15 protein-coding genes and 2 pseudogenes are annotated in these 20,445 nt (G+C 71.8%); 10 read left to right on the top strand and 7 right to left on the bottom strand.

Translation table 11 applies throughout. The features are described 5' to 3' along the window. Nucleotides 1-141: 141 nt before the first annotated feature. A complete protein-coding gene (locus tag R2B38_RS39840; RefSeq protein WP_318020664.1) occupies nucleotides 142-1,362 on the top strand; it encodes an XdhC/CoxI family protein in 1,221 nt (406 codons plus the stop codon). Nucleotides 1,363-1,484: 122 nt separating this feature from the next. Here R2B38_RS39840 and R2B38_RS39835 read toward each other — a convergent pair whose 3' ends face one another. After that, nucleotides 1,485-1,988: a metallophosphoesterase gene (locus R2B38_RS39835; RefSeq protein ID WP_318020663.1), complete on the bottom strand. Its 504-nt coding sequence runs from the start codon at nucleotides 1,986-1,988 to the stop codon at nucleotides 1,485-1,487. Between the two features lie 120 nt (nucleotides 1,989-2,108). Between R2B38_RS39835 and R2B38_RS39830 the strand changes: the two genes are divergently transcribed. From R2B38_RS39830 to rfbC, 5 genes are all read left to right on the top strand, one after another. After that, nucleotides 2,109-2,570: a MarR family winged helix-turn-helix transcriptional regulator gene (locus tag R2B38_RS39830; RefSeq protein WP_318020662.1), complete on the top strand. Its 462-nt coding sequence runs from the start codon at nucleotides 2,109-2,111 to the stop codon at nucleotides 2,568-2,570. After that, nucleotides 2,567-3,964, top strand: a complete 1,398-nt coding sequence (locus tag R2B38_RS39825) for an MFS transporter (protein ID WP_318020661.1) — start codon at nucleotides 2,567-2,569, stop codon at nucleotides 3,962-3,964. The genes R2B38_RS39830 and R2B38_RS39825 overlap by 4 nt, the downstream gene beginning before the upstream one ends. 37 nt (nucleotides 3,965-4,001) lie before the next feature. Continuing rightward, complete coding sequence (locus R2B38_RS39820; protein ID WP_318020660.1) at nucleotides 4,002-4,595, top strand: hydrolase; 594 nt, start codon at nucleotides 4,002-4,004, stop codon at nucleotides 4,593-4,595. 136 nt (nucleotides 4,596-4,731) lie between these two features. Beyond that, complete coding sequence (locus R2B38_RS39815) at nucleotides 4,732-6,699, top strand: glycosyltransferase family A protein (protein WP_318020659.1); 1,968 nt, start codon at nucleotides 4,732-4,734, stop codon at nucleotides 6,697-6,699. Nucleotides 6,700-6,769: 70 nt separating this feature from the next. Next, on the top strand, nucleotides 6,770-7,378 hold the full coding sequence (gene rfbC, locus R2B38_RS39810; protein WP_318020658.1) for a dTDP-4-dehydrorhamnose 3,5-epimerase: 609 nt from the start codon (nucleotides 6,770-6,772) through the stop codon (nucleotides 7,376-7,378). Here the strand turns inward: rfbC and R2B38_RS39805 are convergent. The 6 genes from R2B38_RS39805 to R2B38_RS39780 form a co-directional block, all read right to left on the bottom strand. After that, nucleotides 7,368-8,171, bottom strand: coding sequence for a class I SAM-dependent methyltransferase (locus tag R2B38_RS39805; protein WP_318020657.1), 804 nt, complete (start codon nucleotides 8,169-8,171; stop codon nucleotides 7,368-7,370). The two genes, rfbC and R2B38_RS39805, sit on opposite strands and share 11 nt — an antisense overlap. Beyond that, a complete protein-coding gene (rfbD, locus tag R2B38_RS39800) occupies nucleotides 8,168-9,049 on the bottom strand; it encodes a dTDP-4-dehydrorhamnose reductase (protein ID WP_318020656.1) in 882 nt (293 codons plus the stop codon). Before rfbD ends, R2B38_RS39805 begins: the two co-directional genes overlap by 4 nt. Beyond that, nucleotides 9,049-10,020 carry a dTDP-glucose 4,6-dehydratase gene (rfbB, locus tag R2B38_RS39795; protein ID WP_318020655.1) on the bottom strand — a complete coding sequence of 324 codons (972 nt, stop codon included), beginning with the start codon at nucleotides 10,018-10,020 and terminating at the stop codon, nucleotides 9,049-9,051. The genes rfbD and rfbB overlap by 1 nt, the downstream gene beginning before the upstream one ends. Then, nucleotides 10,017-11,084, bottom strand: a complete 1,068-nt coding sequence (locus R2B38_RS39790) for a glucose-1-phosphate thymidylyltransferase (RefSeq protein ID WP_318020654.1) — start codon at nucleotides 11,082-11,084, stop codon at nucleotides 10,017-10,019. Before R2B38_RS39790 ends, rfbB begins: the two co-directional genes overlap by 4 nt. 91 nt (nucleotides 11,085-11,175) lie before the next feature. Beyond that, a complete protein-coding gene (locus tag R2B38_RS39785) occupies nucleotides 11,176-11,460 on the bottom strand; it encodes a hypothetical protein (RefSeq protein ID WP_318020653.1) in 285 nt (94 codons plus the stop codon). An 81-nt stretch (nucleotides 11,461-11,541) separates the two neighbouring features. Continuing rightward, complete coding sequence (locus R2B38_RS39780) at nucleotides 11,542-13,986, bottom strand: SpoIIE family protein phosphatase (RefSeq protein WP_318020652.1); 2,445 nt, start codon at nucleotides 13,984-13,986, stop codon at nucleotides 11,542-11,544. Nucleotides 13,987-14,194: 208 nt separating this feature from the next. On the opposite strand from R2B38_RS39780, the pseudogene lanKC reads away from it, so the two are divergent. The 4 genes and pseudogenes from lanKC to R2B38_RS39760 all read left to right on the top strand — a co-directional run. Continuing rightward, nucleotides 14,195-16,797, top strand: a pseudogene (lanKC, locus tag R2B38_RS39775) (class III lanthionine synthetase LanKC). A 48-nt stretch (nucleotides 16,798-16,845) separates the two neighbouring features. Further along, entirely contained in the window at nucleotides 16,846-16,962 is a 117-nt protein-coding gene (locus tag R2B38_RS39770; protein ID WP_033278838.1) for a SapB/AmfS family lanthipeptide, read from the top strand. Nucleotides 16,963-17,053: 91 nt separating this feature from the next. Then, nucleotides 17,054-18,850: an ABC transporter ATP-binding protein gene (locus R2B38_RS39765; RefSeq protein WP_318020651.1), complete on the top strand. Its 1,797-nt coding sequence runs from the start codon at nucleotides 17,054-17,056 to the stop codon at nucleotides 18,848-18,850. Continuing rightward, a pseudogene (locus R2B38_RS39760) lies at nucleotides 18,850-20,415 on the top strand (ATP-binding cassette domain-containing protein); the annotation flags it as partial. The gene R2B38_RS39765 and the pseudogene R2B38_RS39760, both read left to right, overlap by 1 nt. Between the last annotated feature and the right edge of the window lie 30 nt (nucleotides 20,416-20,445).

The raw sequence follows: 20,445 nt of genomic DNA, 5'->3' as shown, positions 1-20,445 counted from the left end.
GGTGGGGGTCGGGCGGCAACGGATTAACGCTGGGCCGGGGAGGCCGGGTGGGGTAGTCGCGTGGCGCTCCGGTGCAGGCCAGGGCCCGGATGCGAGGCTTGCGCCGTCCGGCGGCGGTGGTGGCGGTGACAGGAGCCGAGCATGCGTGACCTTCTCCCGGTACTGAGCGGCTGGTACGCCGCGCGCGCCCCGTTCGGCCTGGCCACGGTCGTCGCGGTCAGCCGCAGCGCGCCGCGTGATCCCGGTGCGGCGATGGCGGTGGGGCCGGGTGACGAGGTCGTGGGGAGCGTGTCGGGCGGCTGCGTGGAGGGGGCGGTTTTTGACCTGGCGCGGGAGGTCGTCGCGAGCGGCGAGGCCCGCGTGGAGACCTTCGGTTACAGCGACGAGGACGCCTTCGCGGTCGGGCTCACCTGCGGTGGCGAGATCACCGTGCTGGTACGGCCGGTCACGCCTGAGATCGACCCCGCGTTCGGGGCGGTGGCACGGTCGGTCGCCGCGGGTGAGCCGGTGACGGTGGCGACGGTGGTCGATGGGCCGGGGGTGCGGGGCGCTGCGCTTGCTGTTTGGGCGGAGGGGGTGGGAGGTGATGGTGGTGATCCCGGCGGGGTCGATGCCTTCGGCGGCGGTGGTGATCCCGGCAGGGACGGTGCCCTCGGTGGGCGCGGTACCTCTGGCTCTTTCGGCGCCCCCAACACCCTCGGCACCCTCGGCTCAGCCGGTCTCGACGTCGCCGTCACAGCAGACGCCCGTGGTGAACTCGCCCTCGGGGCAACCGGGTTGCGGCACTACGGCCCGCGCGGTGAGCGACGCGAGGACTCCGTCACGGTGTTTCTGCACTCCTTCGCGCCGCCGCCCCGGATGCTGGTCTTCGGGGCGATCGACTACGCGGCGGCGGTGGCCCGGATCGGTGACTTCCTCGGCTACCGGGTCACCGTGTGCGACGCGCGCCCGGTGTTCGCCACGCCGAAGCGGTTCCCGGCGGGCGTCGAGGTGGTCGTGGACTGGCCGCACCGTTATCTGCGGGGCACGGACACCGACGAGCGGACGGTGATCTGCGTCCTCACCCACGACCCCAAGTTCGACGTACCGCTGCTTGAGGAGGCGCTGCGCCGGCCCGCCGCGTACATCGGGGCGATGGGCAGCCGCCGTACGCATGACGACCGTATGCGGCGACTGCTCGAATCCGGCCTGACCGAGGGCGAGTTGGCCCGCCTGCGCTCGCCCGTCGGCCTCGACCTCGGCGCGCGTACGCCCGAGGAGGTGGCCGTGTCCGTGGCCGCCGAGATCGTCGCGCTGCGGTGGGGCGGGACGGGAGCTCCGTTGACGGGGGCGGCGGGGGCGATCCATCGACCGTTGCGGTGAGTTGAGGGGGGCGTCCACCGGGGACGGGCACTCGCGTCGTCAACAGCCGTAGGAATCCCGCCAGGTTTCTCGTGTATCGGCCATGCTGTCTTGCGTACCCCGGGAGCCGGCCGTGATCCCGGTCAGCTTCTCGGCGGCAGCCGATGCAGCACAAGCTCCGTCAGCCTGCCGTCGTTCACCGTCGCCGTCATGTACGTGCAGTACGGCTGGCGCCGCCGGTCCGTCGGGGACCCCGGGTTCAGCAGGCGCAGGCCGCCCGCAGTCGTCGTGTCCCAGGGAATGTGGCTGTGTCCGAAGACCAGGACGTCCAGGTCGGGATACAGGGCGGCGCAGCGTGCCTCGCGGCCCTGGGCGGGGCCCGTCTCGTGGATGGTGCCGAAGCGTAGGCCGTCCAGCTCGGCGTGGGCCAACTCCGGGAGGCGTGCGCGTAGTTCGGGGCCGTCGTTGTTGCCGTGGACGGCGACGAGGCGGCGGCTGCGGCTCTCCAGCAGGTCGAGGGTGGCCGTGTCGACCCAGTCGCCGGCGTGGAACACGACGTCGGCGCGCGGGAGTTCGGCGAGGAGTTGCGCGGGGAGTTCTCTGGCGCGCTTGGGGAGGTGGGTGTCGGACATCAGGAGCAGACGCACGGTCTCAGCCTAGGGGCGGCCGTGGTTCTGGCAGGAGCGCGCGGGACCGTACGAGATCTACAGTTCAGACTGTTCAGTCGAGACTGGACAGTTTCCCCTGGCGGGTTCTACGGTGGAGGTATGGATCACCAGCCCATCGAGACGCCCGCGGGTGTCTCCGACTCGGCGGCCCGCTCCGCCCGCGATCTGCGGATCGTGCTCAGCCGGCTGCGCCGCAGGATCCGGGAGGTCGCGACCGACGAGGACCTGACCCCGTCGCAGGAGTCGGCGCTCACCCTCGTCGGCAAGCACGGCGCGGCCACGGCGAGCGCCCTCGCGTCGGCCGAGGGGGTCAGGCCGCAGTCGATGGCCGCCACCCTCGCCGCCCTCGACCAGCACGGGCTCATCCGGCGCGGCCCCGACCCCGAGGACGGCCGTAGGCAGCTCGTCACCCTCACCGAGGCCGGGCGCGAGCGGATCGAGGGCAACCGGCAGGTCCGCGGGGAGTGGCTCACGCGCGCCTTCGAGGACCGGTACACCGAGCAGGAGCGGCGGACGATTCTCGACGCGCTGGCGTTGATGGAACGGCTGTCCGAGCAGTGATACCCAAGCTCACCGAGGGATCACGGACCACGCGCCCCGCCCCCACCGGCTTCGACCGGCGGCTGATCGCGCCGATGGTCCTCGGCTCCGTTCTCAACCCGATCAACTCCTCGATGATCGCCGTGGCCCTCGTGCCGATCGGCATCGCCTTCGGGGCCCCGCCCTCGGAGACGGTCTGGCTGGTCTCGGCGCTGTATCTCGCCACCGCCGTGGGGCAGCCGGTCATCGGGCGGCTCGTCGACATGTACGGGCCGCGCCGTCTCTACCTCATCGGTACGGCCCTGGTCGGCGTCGCCGGAGTCATGGGCGCCCTCGCGCCGTCGCTGGGCGTGCTGATCGCCGCCCGGGTCCTGCTCGGGTTCGGCACCTCGGCCGCGTATCCGGCCGCGATGCAGCTCACGCGCAGCGAGGCCGAGCGCACCGGCAAGGACAGCCCGGCCGGTGTCCTCACCGCGCTCGCCGTCTCCGCGCAGACCGTGTCGGTGATCGGACCCACGCTCGGCGGCTTCCTCATCGGTGTCGGCGGCTGGCGCGCCATCTTCACCGTCAACGTGCCGCTGTCCGTGGCCTGTCTCGTCCTCGGCGCGCTGCGGCTCCCGAAGATGAACAAGGAGACCGCGGGCACCCGGCGCGACGTCGACCCGCCCGGCATGCTCCTGTTCGCCGTCATGCTGGTCTCGCTGATGATGTTCCTGACCGCCCCCAGCCTCTCGGAGTGGTACCTCCCGGTCCTCAGCGCCGCCGCGGCCGTCGCCTTCGCGAGACGCGAACTCCGCGTCCCGGAGCCCTTCGTGGACCTGCGCGTCCTCGGCGGCAACCTGCCCCTGGTGACGACGTACATACGGCAGTTCCTCGGTTACACGACCTCGTACGCCTTCCTCTACGGCTATACGCAGTGGCTGGAGGAGGGGCGCGGGCTGCACGCCTCCGCCGCCGGGCTCATCCTGCTGCCCCTGTCGGCCACCGCTCTCGGTGTCTCCACCCTCACCGGGCGCCGCGAGGCGATCCGCGCCAAGCTGCTCGTCGGCAGCGCCGTCCAGGTCGTCGGCTGTGCGGGGTTGTTCCTCGTCGGCGCCGACAGTCCGGTCTGGCTGCTGCTCGCCGTCGGCGCCGTGCTCGGCGTACCGCAGGGGCTGCTGGGCCTGGCCGGGCAGAACGCCCTGTACCGGCAGGCCGAGCCCGCGCGCATCGCGTCCGCCGCCGGACTGCTGCGCACCTTCATGTACCTCGGCGCACTCGCCGCCTCGGCGGCCACCGCGGCCTTCTTCCCGCACCGCGCCGACACCCCGGGACTGCACGACCTGGCCCTGTTCATGGCGATCGGGTCGGCGCTGCTCCTGGCGATCACCCTGCCCGACCGTTCCCTGCGCACCCTCACACCCAAGACCGTCTGAGCCCCCGTATCTCCTGAACTCCTGAAAGGCCCGCCCCATGGCACTCACCACCCTCGACCCCCGTACCGCTCTCGTCGTGATCGACCTCCAGGGCGGCATCGTCGGCGCCCCGACCCAGCCGTACAGCGGGCCCGAGGTCGTCGCCCGTACCGTCGAACTCGCCGACGCCTTCCGGGCCGTCGGCCTTCCCGTGGTCCTGGTCCGGGTCACCTTCGCCGCCGACGGCGCGGACGCCGTACCCGGCCGCACGGAGCAGCAGCGCGCCGGCGGCGGGGCCCGCCCCGAGGGCTGGGACGTCATCGTCGACGACCTGGCCGGACACCCTGGCGACATCCAGATCACCAAGCGGAACTGGGGCGCCTTCCACGGCACCGACCTCGACGTGCAGTTGCGCCGCCGCGGTGTCACGCAGATCGTGCTGACCGGCATCGCCACCAGCATCGGCGTCGAGTCCACCGCCCGGGCAGCCCACGAGCACGGCTACCACGTGACCCTGGCCACCGACGCGATGAGCGACCTGGACGCCGTCTCGCACGCCCACAGCATCGAGCGGATCTTCCCGCGGCTGGGCGAGACGGGCACCTCCGCCGAGGTCCTGGAACTTCTGGCCAAGACCCGCGGCGAGAGCTGACGTCCGCCTACGCCGGGTAAACCGTTGCCCAACACCAGCCCAATGGGCGGCATCGGGACGGACCGGGTTAGCATCAGCCCACCGCGCCGTTCCACAACAGGGGACGGGCGGCGCAAACAAGGGGGCTAGAAGCCGGATGTCGGTCAAGGTCAGTGTCGTCGTCCCTGTGTACAACCCAGGGCCTTATATCGAGGATTGCATCTCCTCTCTGCTCAGGCAGTCGCTGCCCAACGATGAGTACGAGGCGATCTTCGTCGACGACGGCTCGACGGACGGCACGCCCGCGCGGCTCGACGAGATCGCCGCGGAGCACCCCCACATGCACGTGATCCACCAGGAGGCGTCGGGCTGGTCGGGCAAGCCCCGCAACGTCGGGATCGCCGCCGCCAAGGGCGAGTTCGTCATGTTCGTCGACAACGACGACTACCTCGGCGACGAGGCCCTGGAGCGGATGTACGAGTACGGCGTGGCCAACGGCGCCGATGTCATCGTGGGCAAGATGGCCGGCAAGGGCCGCGCCGTACCCGTGGAGCTGTTCCGCAAGAACTATCCGCACGCGTCGGTCGCGACCGCGCCGCTGATGGACAGCCTCACCCCGCACAAGATGCTCCGCCGCGCGTTCCTCGACCGCATCAACCTGCGGTTCCCCGAGGGGCGTCGGCGCCTTGAGGACCACGTCTTCGTGACGGAGGCCTACCTCGCCGCGGACAACGTCGCCGTGCTCAGCGACTACGTCTGCTACTACCACATCAAGCGCGAGGACGCCTCGAACGCCGGCTTCCAGCGCTTCGACCCCGTCGGCTACTTCAAGAACCTGCGCGAGGCCCTCGACGTCGTCGAGAAGTACACCGAGCCCGGTGCGGCCCGCGACAAGATCTTCCGCCGCTGGCTGCGCGTGGAGATGATGGAGCGCCTCGGCGGCGGCCGGCTGCTGAAGGCCCCGGACGACTACCGCCGTGAACTCCTCAAGGAGATCCGCGGTGTCATGACCGAGCGCTTCGGCCCCGGTGTCGCGGCCGGTCTCGGCCCGCGCCTGCGGGTCGTCGCGGCCCTCGCCGCCGCCGACCGCTACGACGACCTCGTCGAGCTGGCCGAGTGGGAGGCGTCCCTCAAGCCGACCGCGGTCCCCGGCGAGATCGAGTGGCGCGACGGCAAGCTGCTGGTCCACTACCAGGCCGAGTTCGTCATCGACGGCAAGCCCGCGGTCTTCGAGGCCAAGGGCGCGCCCGCTCCCAAGCACCCGGAGCCGAAGACCCTCGCCGAGGCGACCGCCATGCTCACGGCCGACGCCACCGCCAACTTCAAGAAGGCGACGGCCGACCTCGTCCTGCGCGAACGCACCAGCGCCGCCTCGCACTTCCAGCCCGTGCAGCTCTCGCACGAGACGGTCCCCGACGGCGACGGCGTCCGCCTGGTGCTGCACGCCACGGCGACCGTCGACCCCGCCTCCGCGGCCGTCGGCTCCCCGCTGAGCAGCGGGCTCTGGGACACCTACGTCCGCGTCGTCATCGGCTCCTGGAACAAGGAGTGCCGCCTCGGCCCGGTCCCGCAGCACGGCGAGAACGCCGGGCACGCCGGTGTCGTCGCCGGCCAGGTCATGCTCCCGTACTACACGGAGCCGCACGGCAACTTCTCCCTGGACGTCGACAAGGCGAGCAAGCGCCTGGGCCTCGCCGACCTCAAGCCCGGCGACTTCACGGTCACCGGCGCCCGCGTCGGCGTCCTGCTCCCCTTCTACGTCCCCGCCACCACGGACGTACTGCTGCGGCTGACCCACAAGTCGTCCGGTACGACCCTGGACGTGCCCGGTGTGGTCTCCCCCGAGTCCTCCGGCGCACGGCTGGCCGCCGAGGTGCCGGCCGCGGATCTGAAGGACGCGGCGTGGAACGCGTCGGTGTGTCTGACCCCGGCCGCGACCGGACAGCGTTTCCTGGCGCTGCCGGTACGGCTGACCGGTGACGCCGGCGGTATCCGGGTGGAGGCGGCGCCGAAGGCCCCCAAGTCCGCCGAGCCGAAGCCCGCGCCGAAGCCGGTGGCCGCCAAGCCCAAGCCCGGGCTGGCCCGCCGGGTGGCACGCAAGCTGAAGCGCGCCCTGAACAAGTAGCGGTATCCGAGAGCTAGTTGCGGTACCCGAGCAAGCAGCAGTGCCCGAGCAAGCCGGAGGACAAGAGAACGTGCGATCACTGGGGATTGAAGGCGCCTGGGTCCTGGAACCCAAGGTCTTCCCTGACGACCGGGGCAGTTTCCACGAGTGGTACCGCGGTGAGGAGTTCCGCGAGGCCACCGGGTACGACCTGGCTCTGTCCCAGGCCAACTGCTCGGTCTCGCGGCGCGGTGTGGTGCGCGGAGTGCACTTCTCCGACGTGCCGCCGAGCCAGGCCAAGTACGTGAAGTGTGTGCGCGGAGCCGTCCTCGACGTGATCGTGGACATCCGCGTCGGCTCTCCCACGTTCGGTCAGTGGGAGGCCGTCCGGCTGGACGACGAGACCAAGCACGCCGTGTTCCTCGCGGAGGGTCTGGGGCACGCGTTCATGGCCCTGACCGACGACGCGACGGTCGTGTACCTGTGCTCGACGGGGTACTCCCCCGGCCGTGAGCACGGGATCAACCCGCTCGACCCGGCGCTCGGCATCGCCTGGCCCGAGGGTTTCGAGCCGGTGCTGTCCGACAAGGACGCGGAGGCGCCGACACTGGCAGAGGCGGAGCAGTCAGGACTTCTTCCGTCCTACGCGGACTGCTCCGCCTACTACGAGCGACTGCGGAGTGGGCAGCTCAGCGACTGACGCTGAGCTGCTCCACCGAGCGGCGCAGGGGCTCCCAGCCGCGGGACCGCTTGGTCCCGCGGTTGCGGGCCGCCGCGAGGGGACCCCAGAAACCGGCGCCGAGCAGCGCCTCGGGCTTCACCGCGGTGGTGCGCTCCAGGATCGCCTCGGGCACCTTCTGCGGGTCCGGGACCTCGAACTCGGCGACGATCTCGTCGTACTTGTCCTTGAGGACGGTGCTGGCGGGGTCCGCGCCGAAGACCACGAGCTGGCCGGTGGGCTGCGTGTCGACCAGGACCGTCACGAGGTCGGGACGGTAGCGGTTGAGAATCTCGACCAGCTTGTAGACGTCACCGGTCCAGGCGTCGGTGTGCCGGTCCCGGGCGGCCTCGTCGATGCTGCGCGGCAGCATGTCGTCGAAGACGATGACGCTGGCCCAGTCCGAGTGCTTCTCCACGTTGATGAAGTCGCGCAGCGCGTACTCGAACAGGTGCATGCCGTCGATGAACGACAGGTCCAGCGTGGTGGTCCGCCACCAGCCCAACGGGCTGCGGTTGCGGGCCAGTTGACGCAGCGGGTGACGGCCGCCCCGCAGGTGCACCAGCGGGTTGTCCCGGGCGAAGAAGTCGTCACTGGTCGCCTTGGCCAGGTGGACGTCACAGCGGATCTCCGTGACCACCTTGAACGCGGGATCGATCGCAACGCTGGGCACCCGGGAGAGCGTCAGGCTGCGGCCGTCGTTGACGCCGATCTCCAGGTAGTTGCGGTTCGCGGTTGACTTGTGGAGCCCCCGCAGGAACTCATGACGTTTCACGAAGAAATCTCCTTGCGGATGTGAGGAAGTGCTTCGTGCAGGGCGGACCGCCAGTCCCTCGGCGGTTCCAGACCGACCTCCCGCCACCGCTCGTGCCCGAGGGCGCTGTAGGCGGGGCGGGGCGCGGGACGGACGAAGGCCGCGCTCGTGGTGGGGCGGACGCGCTCCGGGTCGGCGTCGATGAGCCGGAACACCTCCTGTGCGAGACCGTGCCAGCTGGTCTCGCCGGAGCTGGTCGCGTGGAACACCCCGTGCGCGCCTTCGACTTGGCCGATGCGCTCGCCGAGATCGGCGATCCGCACGGCGACGTCGGCGGTCCAGGTCGGTTGACCGTGCTGGTCGTCGACGACGTCGAGAGTGTCGCGCCGCGCCTCCAGCTCGATCATTGTGCGGACGAAGTTACCCCCACAGGCTCCGTACAGCCAAGCCGTTCGGACAACCGCGCTGTTACCGGGCAGTTCGGCCAACACGGCCTGCTCGCCAGCGAGTTTGGTCCGGCCGTAGGCGGTGCGCGGGGCGGTGGAGTGATTCTCCGGGTACGGCGTGCTGCGGGCCTCGCCGTCGAAGACGTAGTCGGTGGAGACGTGCACCAGCCGCGCGCCCGAGGCGGCGCAGGCGCGGGCCAGGAGCCGGGGCCCCTCGCCGTTGATGCGAAGGGCCCGCTCCTCGTCGGTCTCGGCGTCGTCGACGGCGGTGTACGCCGCGCAGTTCACCACCACGTCGGGGTGGTGTTCCGCGAACGCCCGGTCCACCGACGCGGGGTCGGTGATGTCCAGGGCGGCGCGGTCGAGACCGACGGACTGCTCACCGCGCCGGGCGAGTTCGTCCAGGACGTCGTGGCCGAGCATCCCGCCGGCACCGGTGACCAGCCACTTCATCAGCCGCGCTCCACCCGTGCCTTGAGGGGCTCCCACCAGGCGCGGTTGTCGCGGTACCAGGCGACGGTGTCGGCGAGGCCGGAGGCGAAGTCGTGCTTCGGCTCATAGCCGAGCTCGTCGTGGATCTTGGACCAGTCGACGGAGTAGCGCAGGTCGTGGCCCTTGCGGTCCTCGACGCGCTCGACCGAGTCCCAGTCGGCGCCGCAGGCTTCGAGCAGCAGGCCGGTGAGCTCCTTGTTGCTGAGCTCGGTGCCGCCGCCGATGTTGTAGACCTCGCCGGCGCGGCCCTTGGTGCGCACCAGCTCGATGCCCTGGCAGTGGTCCTCGACGTGCAGCCAGTCGCGGACGTTGAGGCCCTCGCCGTAGAGCGGGACCTTCTTGCCGTCGAGGAGGTTGCTGACGAACAGCGGGATGACCTTCTCGGGGAACTGGTGCGGCCCGTAGTTGTTCGAGCAGCGGGTGACGCGCACGTCCAGGCCGTGGGTGCGGTGGTAGGCCAGGGCCAGCAGGTCCGAGGACGCCTTCGACGCGGAGTACGGCGAGTTGGGCGCCAGCGGGTGGGTCTCGGGCCAGGAGCCGGTCTCGATGGAGCCGTAGACCTCGTCGGTGGAGATGTGCACGAACGGGGTGCGGTAGCGCAGGGCAGCGTCCAGCAGGACCTGGGTGCCCACCACGTTGGTGCGGACGAAGTCGGCGGCGCCGTTGATCGAGCGGTCCACGTGGGACTCGGCGGCGAAGTGGACCACCTGGTCCGCTCCGGCCATCAGCTTGTCGACCAGTTCGGCGTCGCAGATGTCGCCCTGGACGAACTCCAGGCGCGGGTGGCCTATGTCCAGGTTGTCGAGCGTGCCGGCGTACGTGAGCTTGTCCAGCACCGTGATGCGGGGCGCGTCGGGCGCGTCCGAGGCGAGGAGCGTGCGGACGTACGTGGAACCGATGAAGCCGGCGGCGCCGGTGACGAGGAGATTCATGAACGGATCTGCACCTTGCTGTGGTCTCCGAGAACGAGGCGGTGGGCGCTGGGTACCCCCGGAGCGGGGGTCACTTCGACGTGCTTGCCGATGAGCGAGGACTCGATCCGGCCCACCCCGGCGATGGACGAGTCCTGCAGCACTATGGAGAACTCCAGCTCACTGTCGGTGATCCGGCAGTTCTCCGCGACCGAGGTGAACGGTCCGACGTAGGAGTCGCTCACGACCGTGCCGGCCCCGATGACGACGGGTCCGACGATGCGCGAACGCTCGATGCGCGCGCCCTCCTCGATCACCACGCGGCCGATGGTCTCGGACACGTCGTCGACGTCGCCGTCGATGCGGCGGTCCATGCTCTCCAGGACGGTCCGGTTGACCTCGAGCATGTCGACGACGTTGCCCGTGTCCTTCCAGTAGCCGTGGATGACCGAGGAGCGCACGTCGGCGCCGTCGTCGATCAGCTGCTGGATGGCGTGGGTGATCTCGAGCTCGCCGCGCCAGGACGGCTTGATGGCGCGCACGGCGTCGTGGATGGCGGGCGTGAAGAGGTAGACACCGACCAGAGCGAGGTCGCTCTTGGGGTGCTCCGGCTTCTCCTCCAGGCCGATGACCTGGCCGGACTCGCTGAGCTCGGCGACGCCGAAGGAGCGCGGGTCGGGCACGTGGGTGAGGAGGATCTGCGCGTCGGGCTTGTTGGCCTGGAAGCCCTCGACGAGACCGGTGATGCCGCCGACGATGAAGTTGTCACCGAGGTACATCACGAAGTCGTCGTCGCCGAGGTACTCGCGCGCGATCAGTACGGCGTGGGCCAGTCCGAGGGGACGGTCCTGCGGGATGTAGGTGATCTTCAGGCCGAACTTCGACCCGTCACCCACCGCCTCCTCGATCTCCGCCGCGGTGTCACCGACGATGATGCCGACCTCGGTGATTCCCGCGTCGGCGAGCGATTCGAGCCCGTAGAAAAGGACGGCCTTGTTGGCCACCGGGACGAGCTGTTTTGCCGATGTGTGTGTGATCGGCCTCAGGCGGGATCCAGTGCCGCCGGAGAGAACGAGAGCCTTCATCGCTTCACCTTAGCGTCATCTTCGGACGTGCATCGTTCCTCCCTATGTTCGTTTATTACGACCGGCCAACGATGAGTGGGCCGTGAGGTGTCTAACCTGCCGACGGACCGGACAAATCGTCTGCGGCCCGTGCCACGTCCGCCTCGACCTCGGCCCGGTCGAGGCCCTCGTCGCGCGCGTACTCGTCGGCTGCGGCCTGCATGTCACGGGCGAGGTCGCGCCAGGCCCGCCAGGCGGTCTCGTAGATGTCGGTCTCGGCCTCGGTCCAGGATTCGTGCGCGGGGGCTCCCAGGGAGTCCCGCATCTCCTGGACCCGGGCGCGTGCCGCCTGGGCCGCGCGGTGCTTCTCGACCAGTTCCTCGAAGGTGTGTGCCACAAGCCCGCACCCCATCACGGCACGGACGGCCGACCGTCCCGACCTGCCGTTACGTGCCCTTGGAGGCACCCGTGCGGCCGTCTATCCGTCGAGCGCGATCTCGGCCCACACCTGCTTGCCGCCGCTCACCGGCACCGTGCCCCAGGCCGCCGACATGGCCTCGACGAGGAGGATGCCGCGCCCGCCGGTGGCCTCCCAGCCGATGCTGGTGGGTTTGACCGGGGTGCGCGGAGAAGAGTCCGCCACGGCGACCCGGAACCGCCGGTTGACCAGGGTGAGGTCGAGGCGGACGGGCCCGTCGGTGTGCACCAGGGCGTTGGTGACCAGCTCGGAGACGACGAGCAGGATGGTGTCGGTCTCCTCGGTGACGCCCCAGGTGCGCAGGGTCCGCCTGGTGAAGCGGCGGGCGTGCCGGGCCGCCTCGGGGACGCGCCAGACCGTCCAGTTCTCCCGGCGGGGGCGGGTGGCGAGGCCGTCGTAGCGCATGAGGAGGAGGGCTACGTCGTCCTCGCGGCGGGCGTTGCCGAGCAGCGCGTCGGCGACGAGGCCGAGGTGGGCGGGGTCGGAGACGGCGAGGCCGTGGGCGAGGCGGTCGAGGCCCTCGTCGATGTCGGCCTCCTTGGACTCGACTAGGCCGTCGGTGGTGAGGGCGACGACGGTGCCGGGCTGCAGCCGCAGCGGGCTCATGGGGAAGTCGGCCTGCGTGACCACGCCGAGCGGCGGTCCGCCGTCCGCGTAGGGGATCTCGGTGCTGCCGTCCGGGTGCCGCAGGACGGGCGGGAGATGGCCGGCCCGCACGTACCAGGCGGAACCTTCCTCCAGATTCACGTCGACGTAGCAGCAGGTGGCGAAGAGGTCGGTCTCCAGGTCGATGAGCAGGCGGTTGGCGTGCGAGACGACCACGTCGGGCGGGTGTCCCTCGACCGCGTAGGCGCGCAGCGCGGTGCGCATCTGGCCCATGAGGGTGGCGGCGCCCGCGTTGTGGCCCTGGACGTCGCCGATGACGAGGGCGACGTGGTTGTCGGGGAGCGGGATCACGTCGTACCAGTCGCCGCCGACCTCGAGACCGGCGGTGGTCGGCAGATAGCGGGCGACGGCGACCGCGCCGGGCAGGGTGGGCAGGCGGCGCGGCAGCAGCTGGCGCTGGAGCATGCCGACGAGTTCGTGCTCGGCGTCGAAGGCGTGGGCGCGCATCAGGGCCTGTCCGGCGAGCCCGGCGGAGGCGGTGAGCAGCGCGCGTTCGTCGGGGCCGAAGACGTGCGGGTCGTCCCAGCCGATGAGGCAGGCACCGGAGACCCGGCCGCCCGCGGACAGCGGCAGGACGGCGAGGCCGCCGGGTCCGACCTCGGCGAGGGCGGGTTCCAGGTCGGTGCCCGCGGGCCAGATCGCGGCGCGGCCCTCGCGCAGGGCGGCGGCGAGGGTGGGCATCGTGCGCACGGGTGCGTCGGGCCATTCGCTGCGCCACTCCAGGCGCCACAGCTCGGGCCAGGCCTCCGGTTCGGGCGGGTCGAGGACGGTGACGACGAGCCGGTCGCCCTCCAGTTCGGCGAGCGCGATCCGGTCGGCACGCAGCGGTTTGCGCAGGGCGGCGACCACGGCCTGGCTGACGTCGCGGACCGTGCCTGCCATGGCGAGGGCGGCGGCGAGGCGCTGGACGCGGGCCACGTCGTTGACGCCGGAGCGCAGCTGGGAGGCGGCGCCGACGGTGCCGACGAGACGGGCCGGGCGGCCGTCGCCGCCGGGCAGGAGCCGGCCGCGCAGCCGCAGCCACTTCGGCGTCCCCGAGGGCTGCAGGACCCGGAACTCCAGCTCACGGTCGCCGATGGCCATGTGGTCGGCCTCGACGACGGACATCAGCGAGGGCAGGTCCTCCGGCACGGTCAGCCCGAGCAGGGTCTCGACCTTGCCGTCGAAGTCGCCCGGGCCGAGCCCGAACAGCTCCAGGACGTCGCCGCCGACCTCGACCCGCCCGGTGTCCATGGCCAGGTCGAACGCGCCCGCGGCCACGTCCTCGCCCGCCACCGACTCGGCCGGTACCGGGATGGCGACCGCCTCGGCGATCAGCGCAAGGCACGCGCGGTCCTCGGTGCCGAAGCCGTCCGGGCGTTCACCGACCGCGAGCAGGCAGCCGCCGCCCCGGTCGCCGCGCACGGGCAGCACCGCCAGATGGAACTCCCCCGACGGCAGCCGCCGCGCGTCACCGCCCGCGGCCAGTTCCTCGGGGCCGAGCCACACCGCGTGCCCGGCCCGCCGCACCTCGGCGACCGGTGATCCCCCGGCCGCCGGATAGCCGTCCCGCAGCCCGTACAGCGTGCGCGGCACCCCGACGGACTCGGCCAGGCACAGGAGGTCGGCGTCGTCACCGGGTGTGTACACCCCGGCGAAGCTCGCACCGGCGAAGACGAGGGCCTGTTCGAGGACGCGGCGCAGCCGTTCGCGGGGGTCGAGATCGACGGTGAGCGTCTTGAGGGCAAGTTCGGCACGCAGCGTTCGCGTTCCGCGTCCCTCAGTGCCCTCACTGACCACGTCCGCAATTACAGCGCTTATGCGCCGACTGCGCAGCCCCTGTGACCATTCCGTGGAGATGAGGGACCGTATGGGCCCCCATCCGGCTCGAAAGGCGCCGAACAAGTCTTTACCCATGCGTACCGCACAGGGTTCTCGTGACAGGCGTGACTGTCCGCGTCCATCGCCCGGCTGGGAGATTCGAGCCGGGCCACGGAGGGGGACGACCATGGACAAGCGGTACGAGGTGTACGCGCTCGCCGACCGACACTTCTACGAGACACCGGACCGCCTGTCGGCACCCGGCACGGAGACCGCCGCGCCCCTGTTCGCCACGGCGCGCCGCGAGGTCCCGGACGACTGGAGCTCGGCCCGCATCGGCGACTGGCTGACGCTGACCCCGCTGGACGAGGACGGCGGCCCCTTACCCGGGCCGGCCCAGGGCTGGAAGATCCACGCCTCGGCCACCCGGACGAACGCGGACCGCGTCGCCGCCCTCGTGTGGGACTACTGCGTCCCGCGCCGCATCCCGTTCAAGTTCGTCCCGGGCCCGCACCTGCTCCACCTGCGCAACACGAAGTACGCGGGCCGCGACACCAGCGGCAAGTTCGTCACGGTCTACCCGTCCGACGAGGACCAACTCCACGAGATCCTCAGCGAGTTGGGCAAACTCCTGGAGGGCTTCGAGGGCCCGTACATCCTCACCGACCTCCGCTGGAACGACGGCCCGCTCTACGTCCGCTACGGCGCTTTCGCGCGCACCTTCGTCGTCGACGAGCGGGGCTCGCTGGTCCCGGCGGTGCGGGACGGCTCGGGGCAGCTGGTGCCGGACCGTCGGGCGCCGTCCTTCCAGGTCCCGGAGTGGGTGACCCTGCCGGCGTTCCTGGAGCCGCAGCTCGCGGCGCGCAACACCACGACGGTGGGCGAGCTGCCGTACCGCATCGAGAAGGCGCTGCACTTCTCGAACGGCGGCGGGGTGTACGCGGGCACCGACACCCGCGACGGGCGCAAGGTCGTCCTCAAGGAGGGGCGGCCGCACGCGGGGCTCGCCTCGGACGGCGCCGACGCGATCGTCCGCCTTGAGCGGGAGAAGCTGGCGCTGGAGCGGGTCGCCGGAACCGGAGTGGTGCCCGAGGTGCGGGACTGGTTCCTGCTGGGTGAACACCGGTTCCTGGTCATGGACTTCGTCGAGGGGCGCCCCTCAACTCCTTCTTCGCGGAACGGCATCCGCTGCTCACCCCGGACCCCGACCCGGACGCGGTCGCCGCGTACACGGCGTGGGCGCTGCGGATCCACGCGGCGGTGGAGCGGGCGATGGACGCGGTGCACGCGCGCGGGATCGTCTTCAACGACCTGCACATCTTCAACGTCATCGTCGCGCCCGACGAGGAGTCGGTGTTCCTCATCGACTTCGAGGCGGCGGCCCCGGCCGAGGAGAACGGCCGCCAAGTCGTCGCCCACCCCGGCTTCTTCGCGCCGCCGGACCGCCGGGGCGTCGACGTCGACCGGTACGCGCTGGCCTGTCTGCGGCTCGCCCTGTTCCTACCGGTGACCACCCTGTTCGTGGTCGACCGCGGCAAGGCGGCCCACCTGGCCGAGGTGATCGCGGGCCAATTCCCGGACGTGCCGAGGGAGTTCTTGGAGAAGGCGGTAGCGGAGATCACGCGGGGCGAGGGCGCGGTGACGGCTCCGGCCTTCGTGCGGCCCGGCGACTGGCCCTACAGCCGTGACTCGATGGTCAAGGCGATCCTCGCCTCCGCGACCCCGGACCGGGACGACCGCCTCTTCCCGGGTGACGTCGCCCAGTTCTCCGACGGCGGCGGACTCGGCCTGGCGCACGGCGCGGCCGGTGTCCTGTACGCCCTCGACGCGACCGGCGCCGACCGCTACGAGGAGGGCGAACGCTGGCTCCTCGACCGCACCGCCCCTTCCCCGATCGGTACCCCGCTCGGCCTCTACGACGGACTCGCGGGCGTCGCCCACGTCCTCGACCGGCTCGGCCACCGCCAACGCGCCCTCGACCTGATCTCCGGCATCCTCGCGGAACGCTGGCAGAACCTCTCCTCCGACCTGCACGGCGGCCTGGCAGGACTCGGCCTGGTCCTCGGTCAACTGGCCGTCGACACAGGCGAGTCGGAGCTGCGCGAGCGGGCGGCGGAGGCCGCGGACATCCTGGTACGACGCCTCGCGGAACCCCACCCCGCGACACCCCGGCGACGGGCCGGACTGCTGCGGGGTGCGAGCGGACCGGCGCTGTTCCTGCTGCGGCAGTACGGGTCGACGGGCGACCGGCGGTTGCTCGACGCGGCAACTACCGCCCTGCGCCGGGACCTTGAGTGCTGTGTCGTGCAGCGCGGCGGCGGCCTGGAGGTCGACGAGGGGTGGCGGACGCTTCCGTACCTCGGCGACGGGAGCGTGGGTCTGGGCATGGTGATCGACGACCTGTTGGCCCACGTCCCGGACGGGGACGGCGAGTTCGAGCGAGCCCGCGCCGGCATCCTCACCGCCGCGACCTCCCGCTTCTACGCGCAGCCCGGTCTCTTCCAGGGCCGCGCGGGGATGGTCCTGCACCTCGCCCGTACGACCGCGCCGGGCGCCGACGCCCACAGGCTGGCCGAACAGGTCACCGGTCTCGGCTGGTTCGCGATGTCGTACGAGGGCCAACTCGCCTTCCCCGGGCACCAGATGATGCGGCTGTCCATGGACCTGGGCACCGGCACCGCCGGCTGCCTGCTCGCGCTCGGCGCGGCCTTCGGCGATGCCGAAACGGCCCCTGGGCTGCCCTTCCTGCCGCCGCTCCGGCGGCCCACTCAGCGCGGCTCCGCAACCTGACGGAGTCGTGACACCACCAACCCCGTCCCCACAACGAAAGGACTTCTCATGGCACTTCTCGACCTGCAGACGATGGAATCCGACGAGCACAACGACGGCGGCGGCGCGAGCACCGTCAGCCTGCTCTCCTGCGTCAGCGCGGCGAGCGTTCTGCTCTGTCTCTGACGACTCGGTGAACCCACGGCTCCGGGCGGCCCCCTCCCACGAGGGGAGGGCCGCCCGGGGTCCACGTCACGTCACCCCGAGGGACCGCCGTATGACGACGCACGCCCAAGGCACCCCGGTGACCGGTTCGTTGCTGCACTCGGCCGTCCGCGCGGCCGGCGTGCGCTGTGTGGCACTGGGCGCCGTCAGTACGGCGTCCACGGCGGCCGCGCTGCTGCTGCCCGCCGTGCTGGGCCGGACCCTGGACCACCTGTTGGCACACGCCCCGGCGGCGCGCTGGGTGTGGGGGTGCGCGGGGCTGGTCCTGCTGATCGGGGTGCTGGACGCGTGCGGGACGGTGCTCGGCGGCACGGTCACGGCCGGGTCGACGGCATGGCTGCGCCGACGTGTCACCGGGCATGTACTGGCTCTCGGCCCGCGCGCCAACTCCCGTTTCGGTGCCGGGGAGTTGGTGGCCCGGCTGGTGGGGAACGCCGCGCAGGCCGGGACGGCGCCGGGTGCGGTGGCCGCGCTGCTGGCGGCGCTGGCGGGACCGGTCGGAGGCGTGGTCGCGCTGGCGTTGATCGACCCGTGGCTGGCGGCCGTGTTCCTGGCCGGGGCGCCGCTCCTCACCTTCCTCCTCCGCGCCTTCGCCCGGGACACCTCGGAGTGCGTGACGCGGTACCAACAGGTCCAGGGCCGGATGGCGTCGGCGCTCGCGGAGGCGATGAGCGGCTTCCGTACGATCCAGGCGGCGGGCACGGCGGACCGCGAGACGGCACGGATCCTGCGCCCGCTGCCCGAACTCTCCCGCGCGGGCCACCGCATGTGGCGGGTACAGGGACGGGCCGCAGCACAGGCGGTCACCGTGGCGCCCCTCCTCCAACTGGCCGTAGTTGCCGTGGCGGGCTACCGGCTGACGAGGCACGCTCTGACGGTGGGCGACGTGCTGGCCGCGTCCCGATATGCGGTGCTGGCAACAGGTGTTGGGGTACTGGTCGGCCAACTCTCAGGCCTGCTCCGCGCGAAGGCAGCGACCCGGCGCCTGGACGAGATCCTCGCCGAACCGGCCCCCACCCACGGACACCGCCAACTCCCGCCGGGCCCCGGCCACTTGGAGCTGCGCGGCGTGACCGTCCGGCAAGGCGAACGAACTGTCCTGTCCGACATCGACCTGGTGATCCCCGGCGGCACGACCCTCGCCGTCGTCGGCCGTTCCGGTGCCGGCAAGTCCCTCCTCGCGGCGATCGCGGGCCGCCTGACCGACCCGGACGCGGGCGAGGTCCTCCTCGACGGCGTCCCGCTCCACACCCTGCGCCACGACGAGCTCCGCGACGCGATCGGCTACGCCTTCGACCGCCCGGCCCTGCTCGGCACGACGATGGAGGACACGATCGCGTTCGGCCTGCGGTCGCCGTCGCCCGCCGGGATCCGGGATGCGGCGGAAAAAGCGCACGCGGATACGTTCATCCGCCGCCTCCCCCACGGCTACGCCACCCCCGTCGCCGACGCCCCCCACTCCGGCGGCGAGTCCCAACGCCTCGGCCTGGCAAGGGCGTTCGCCCACGAGGGCCGCGTCCTGATCCTCGACGACGCCCTCTCCAGCCTCGACACGATCACCGAACACCGGATCACCAGGTCCCTCACGGGCCCGGACTCCAACGGCACCCGCCTCCTCATCGCCCACCGCGCGGCCACGGCGGCCCGCGCGGACCTGGTGGCGTGGTTGGACGGGGGGCGGGTGCGGGCGGTGGGGGCGCATGCGGAGTTGTGGGGGGTGGCGGGGTACCGGGGGGTGTTCGGGGAGGGGGATGAGATCGGCGTAGGGGTGGAGAAGGTGCGGGGTGCGGAGGGATCGGGGAGAGGCTTGCGTGGAGAGCCTCGGGGCGCAGAGGGCGGGGCGGGCTGATGTCGGGCGGGGAGAGGCCGACGGCACCGGGCGGGGAGGAGCAGGCGAGCGGACGGAGCGGGCCGATGCCGCACGAGGGCGATCGGGTTCATGGTCGTAGCGCCCCTGGGCGCCGCCCGCGCTTCCTCCACCGTCAGCCGCAGCAATCCCCACCCCACGACGCCACTGCCCTCTCCCGCCGCGGCCTCCGCTTCCTCCGCGCCCGCTGGCCGGTGCTGGTCCGTCTCGCCGCCTGGTCCGTGCTGGAGACAGGGCAGACCTTCCTCGTCGGGTACGGGCTCGCCAGGGCGCTGGACGCCGGGTTCCTCATCGGGCGGGGCGGCGTCGGGCTCGCGTGGCTCGGAGTGGCGGGAGTCGGAGTCATCCTCGGGGCGTTCGGGACCGGGCGGGTCTATCGCGGTGTCGCCGACCTCGTCGAACCGCTCCGGGATCTGCTGGTCGCACGCGTCGTCGCGCGCGGGGTGCGGGAGGCGGACGGCGGGGCGTTGTCGGGGCTGACCCAGCAGGTGGAACTGGCCCGGGACACCTTCGCGGGGCTGGTGATGGTGTCCCGGTCGTTCGTGTTCACCGCCGTGGGTGCGCTGGCGGGGCTCTTCTCACTCGACCCGCTGCTGCTTCTCGTCGTGGCGCCGCCGCTCCTCGCCGGGGTGTGCCTGTTCACGGCGACCCTGCGTCCGCTGGCCCGACGGCAGGAGGTCTTCCTCCTCGCCGACGAGGCCCTCGCCGCCCGGCTGGGCACCGTCTGCCCAGGCCTGCGGGACATCACGGCGGCCGGTGCAGAGGAACGGGTCGCCGCCGACACCGGGCACCTCGTCGACGCCGAACTGCGCGCCGCCCGTTCCCTGGCCCGCTGGGGCGTCCTCCGCGTGGCGTCCCTCGCGGTCGGCGGCCAGTTGCCGATCGTGCTGCTCCTCGCCACCGCCCCCTGGCTCCTCGGCCACGGCGTCACCCCGGGCGGCCTGGTCGGCGCACTCGCCTACGTCACCCAGTCCCTGCTGCCCGCCCTCCAGAACCTGGTCCACGGCCTGGGCACCAGCGGCTCCCGCCTCGCGGTGGTCCTGCGCCGCCTGGCACCACCATCGCCCTCGGGAACTCCGCCCGCGGTACCCCACCTCACCCCCACCCCACCCCTGACCAATCCCCCAGCCCTCACCCTCACCTCCGTCACCTTCGCCTACGGCGCCGCCGGCGCCCCCGTCCTCCGCGACCTCACCCTCGCCCTCCCCCAAGGCGCCCACCTGGCCGTCGTAGGCCCGAGCGGTATCGGGAAGTCCACGCTCACCGCTCTCGCCGCCGGACTGCTGACCCCCGGACACGGCACGATCCGGATGTACGGGCGGCCGGTGTCCGAGACGGTCGACCGGCGCGTGCTGATCCCCCAGGAGGCGTACGTCTTCAGTGGGACCCTCGCCGACAATCTGAGCCACCTACGACCGGACCCCGTACCCGAAGCGGAGCTGCTCGCCGCAGCCGAAGCCGTCGGGCTCTCCCCGCTTCTCGAAACCCTCGGCGGGCCCGGCTCCCCCGTCGACCCGGCCGCGCTCTCCGCAGGTGAGCGCCAGCTGATCGCCCTCACCCGGGCCTACCTCTCCCAC

It is taken from the genome of Streptomyces sp. N50, assembly GCF_033335955.1.
Taxonomy (GTDB): domain Bacteria; phylum Actinomycetota; class Actinomycetes; order Streptomycetales; family Streptomycetaceae; genus Streptomyces.
Note: the sequence above shows the minus strand (reverse complement) of the source record. Positions and strands in the feature narration are given on the sequence as shown.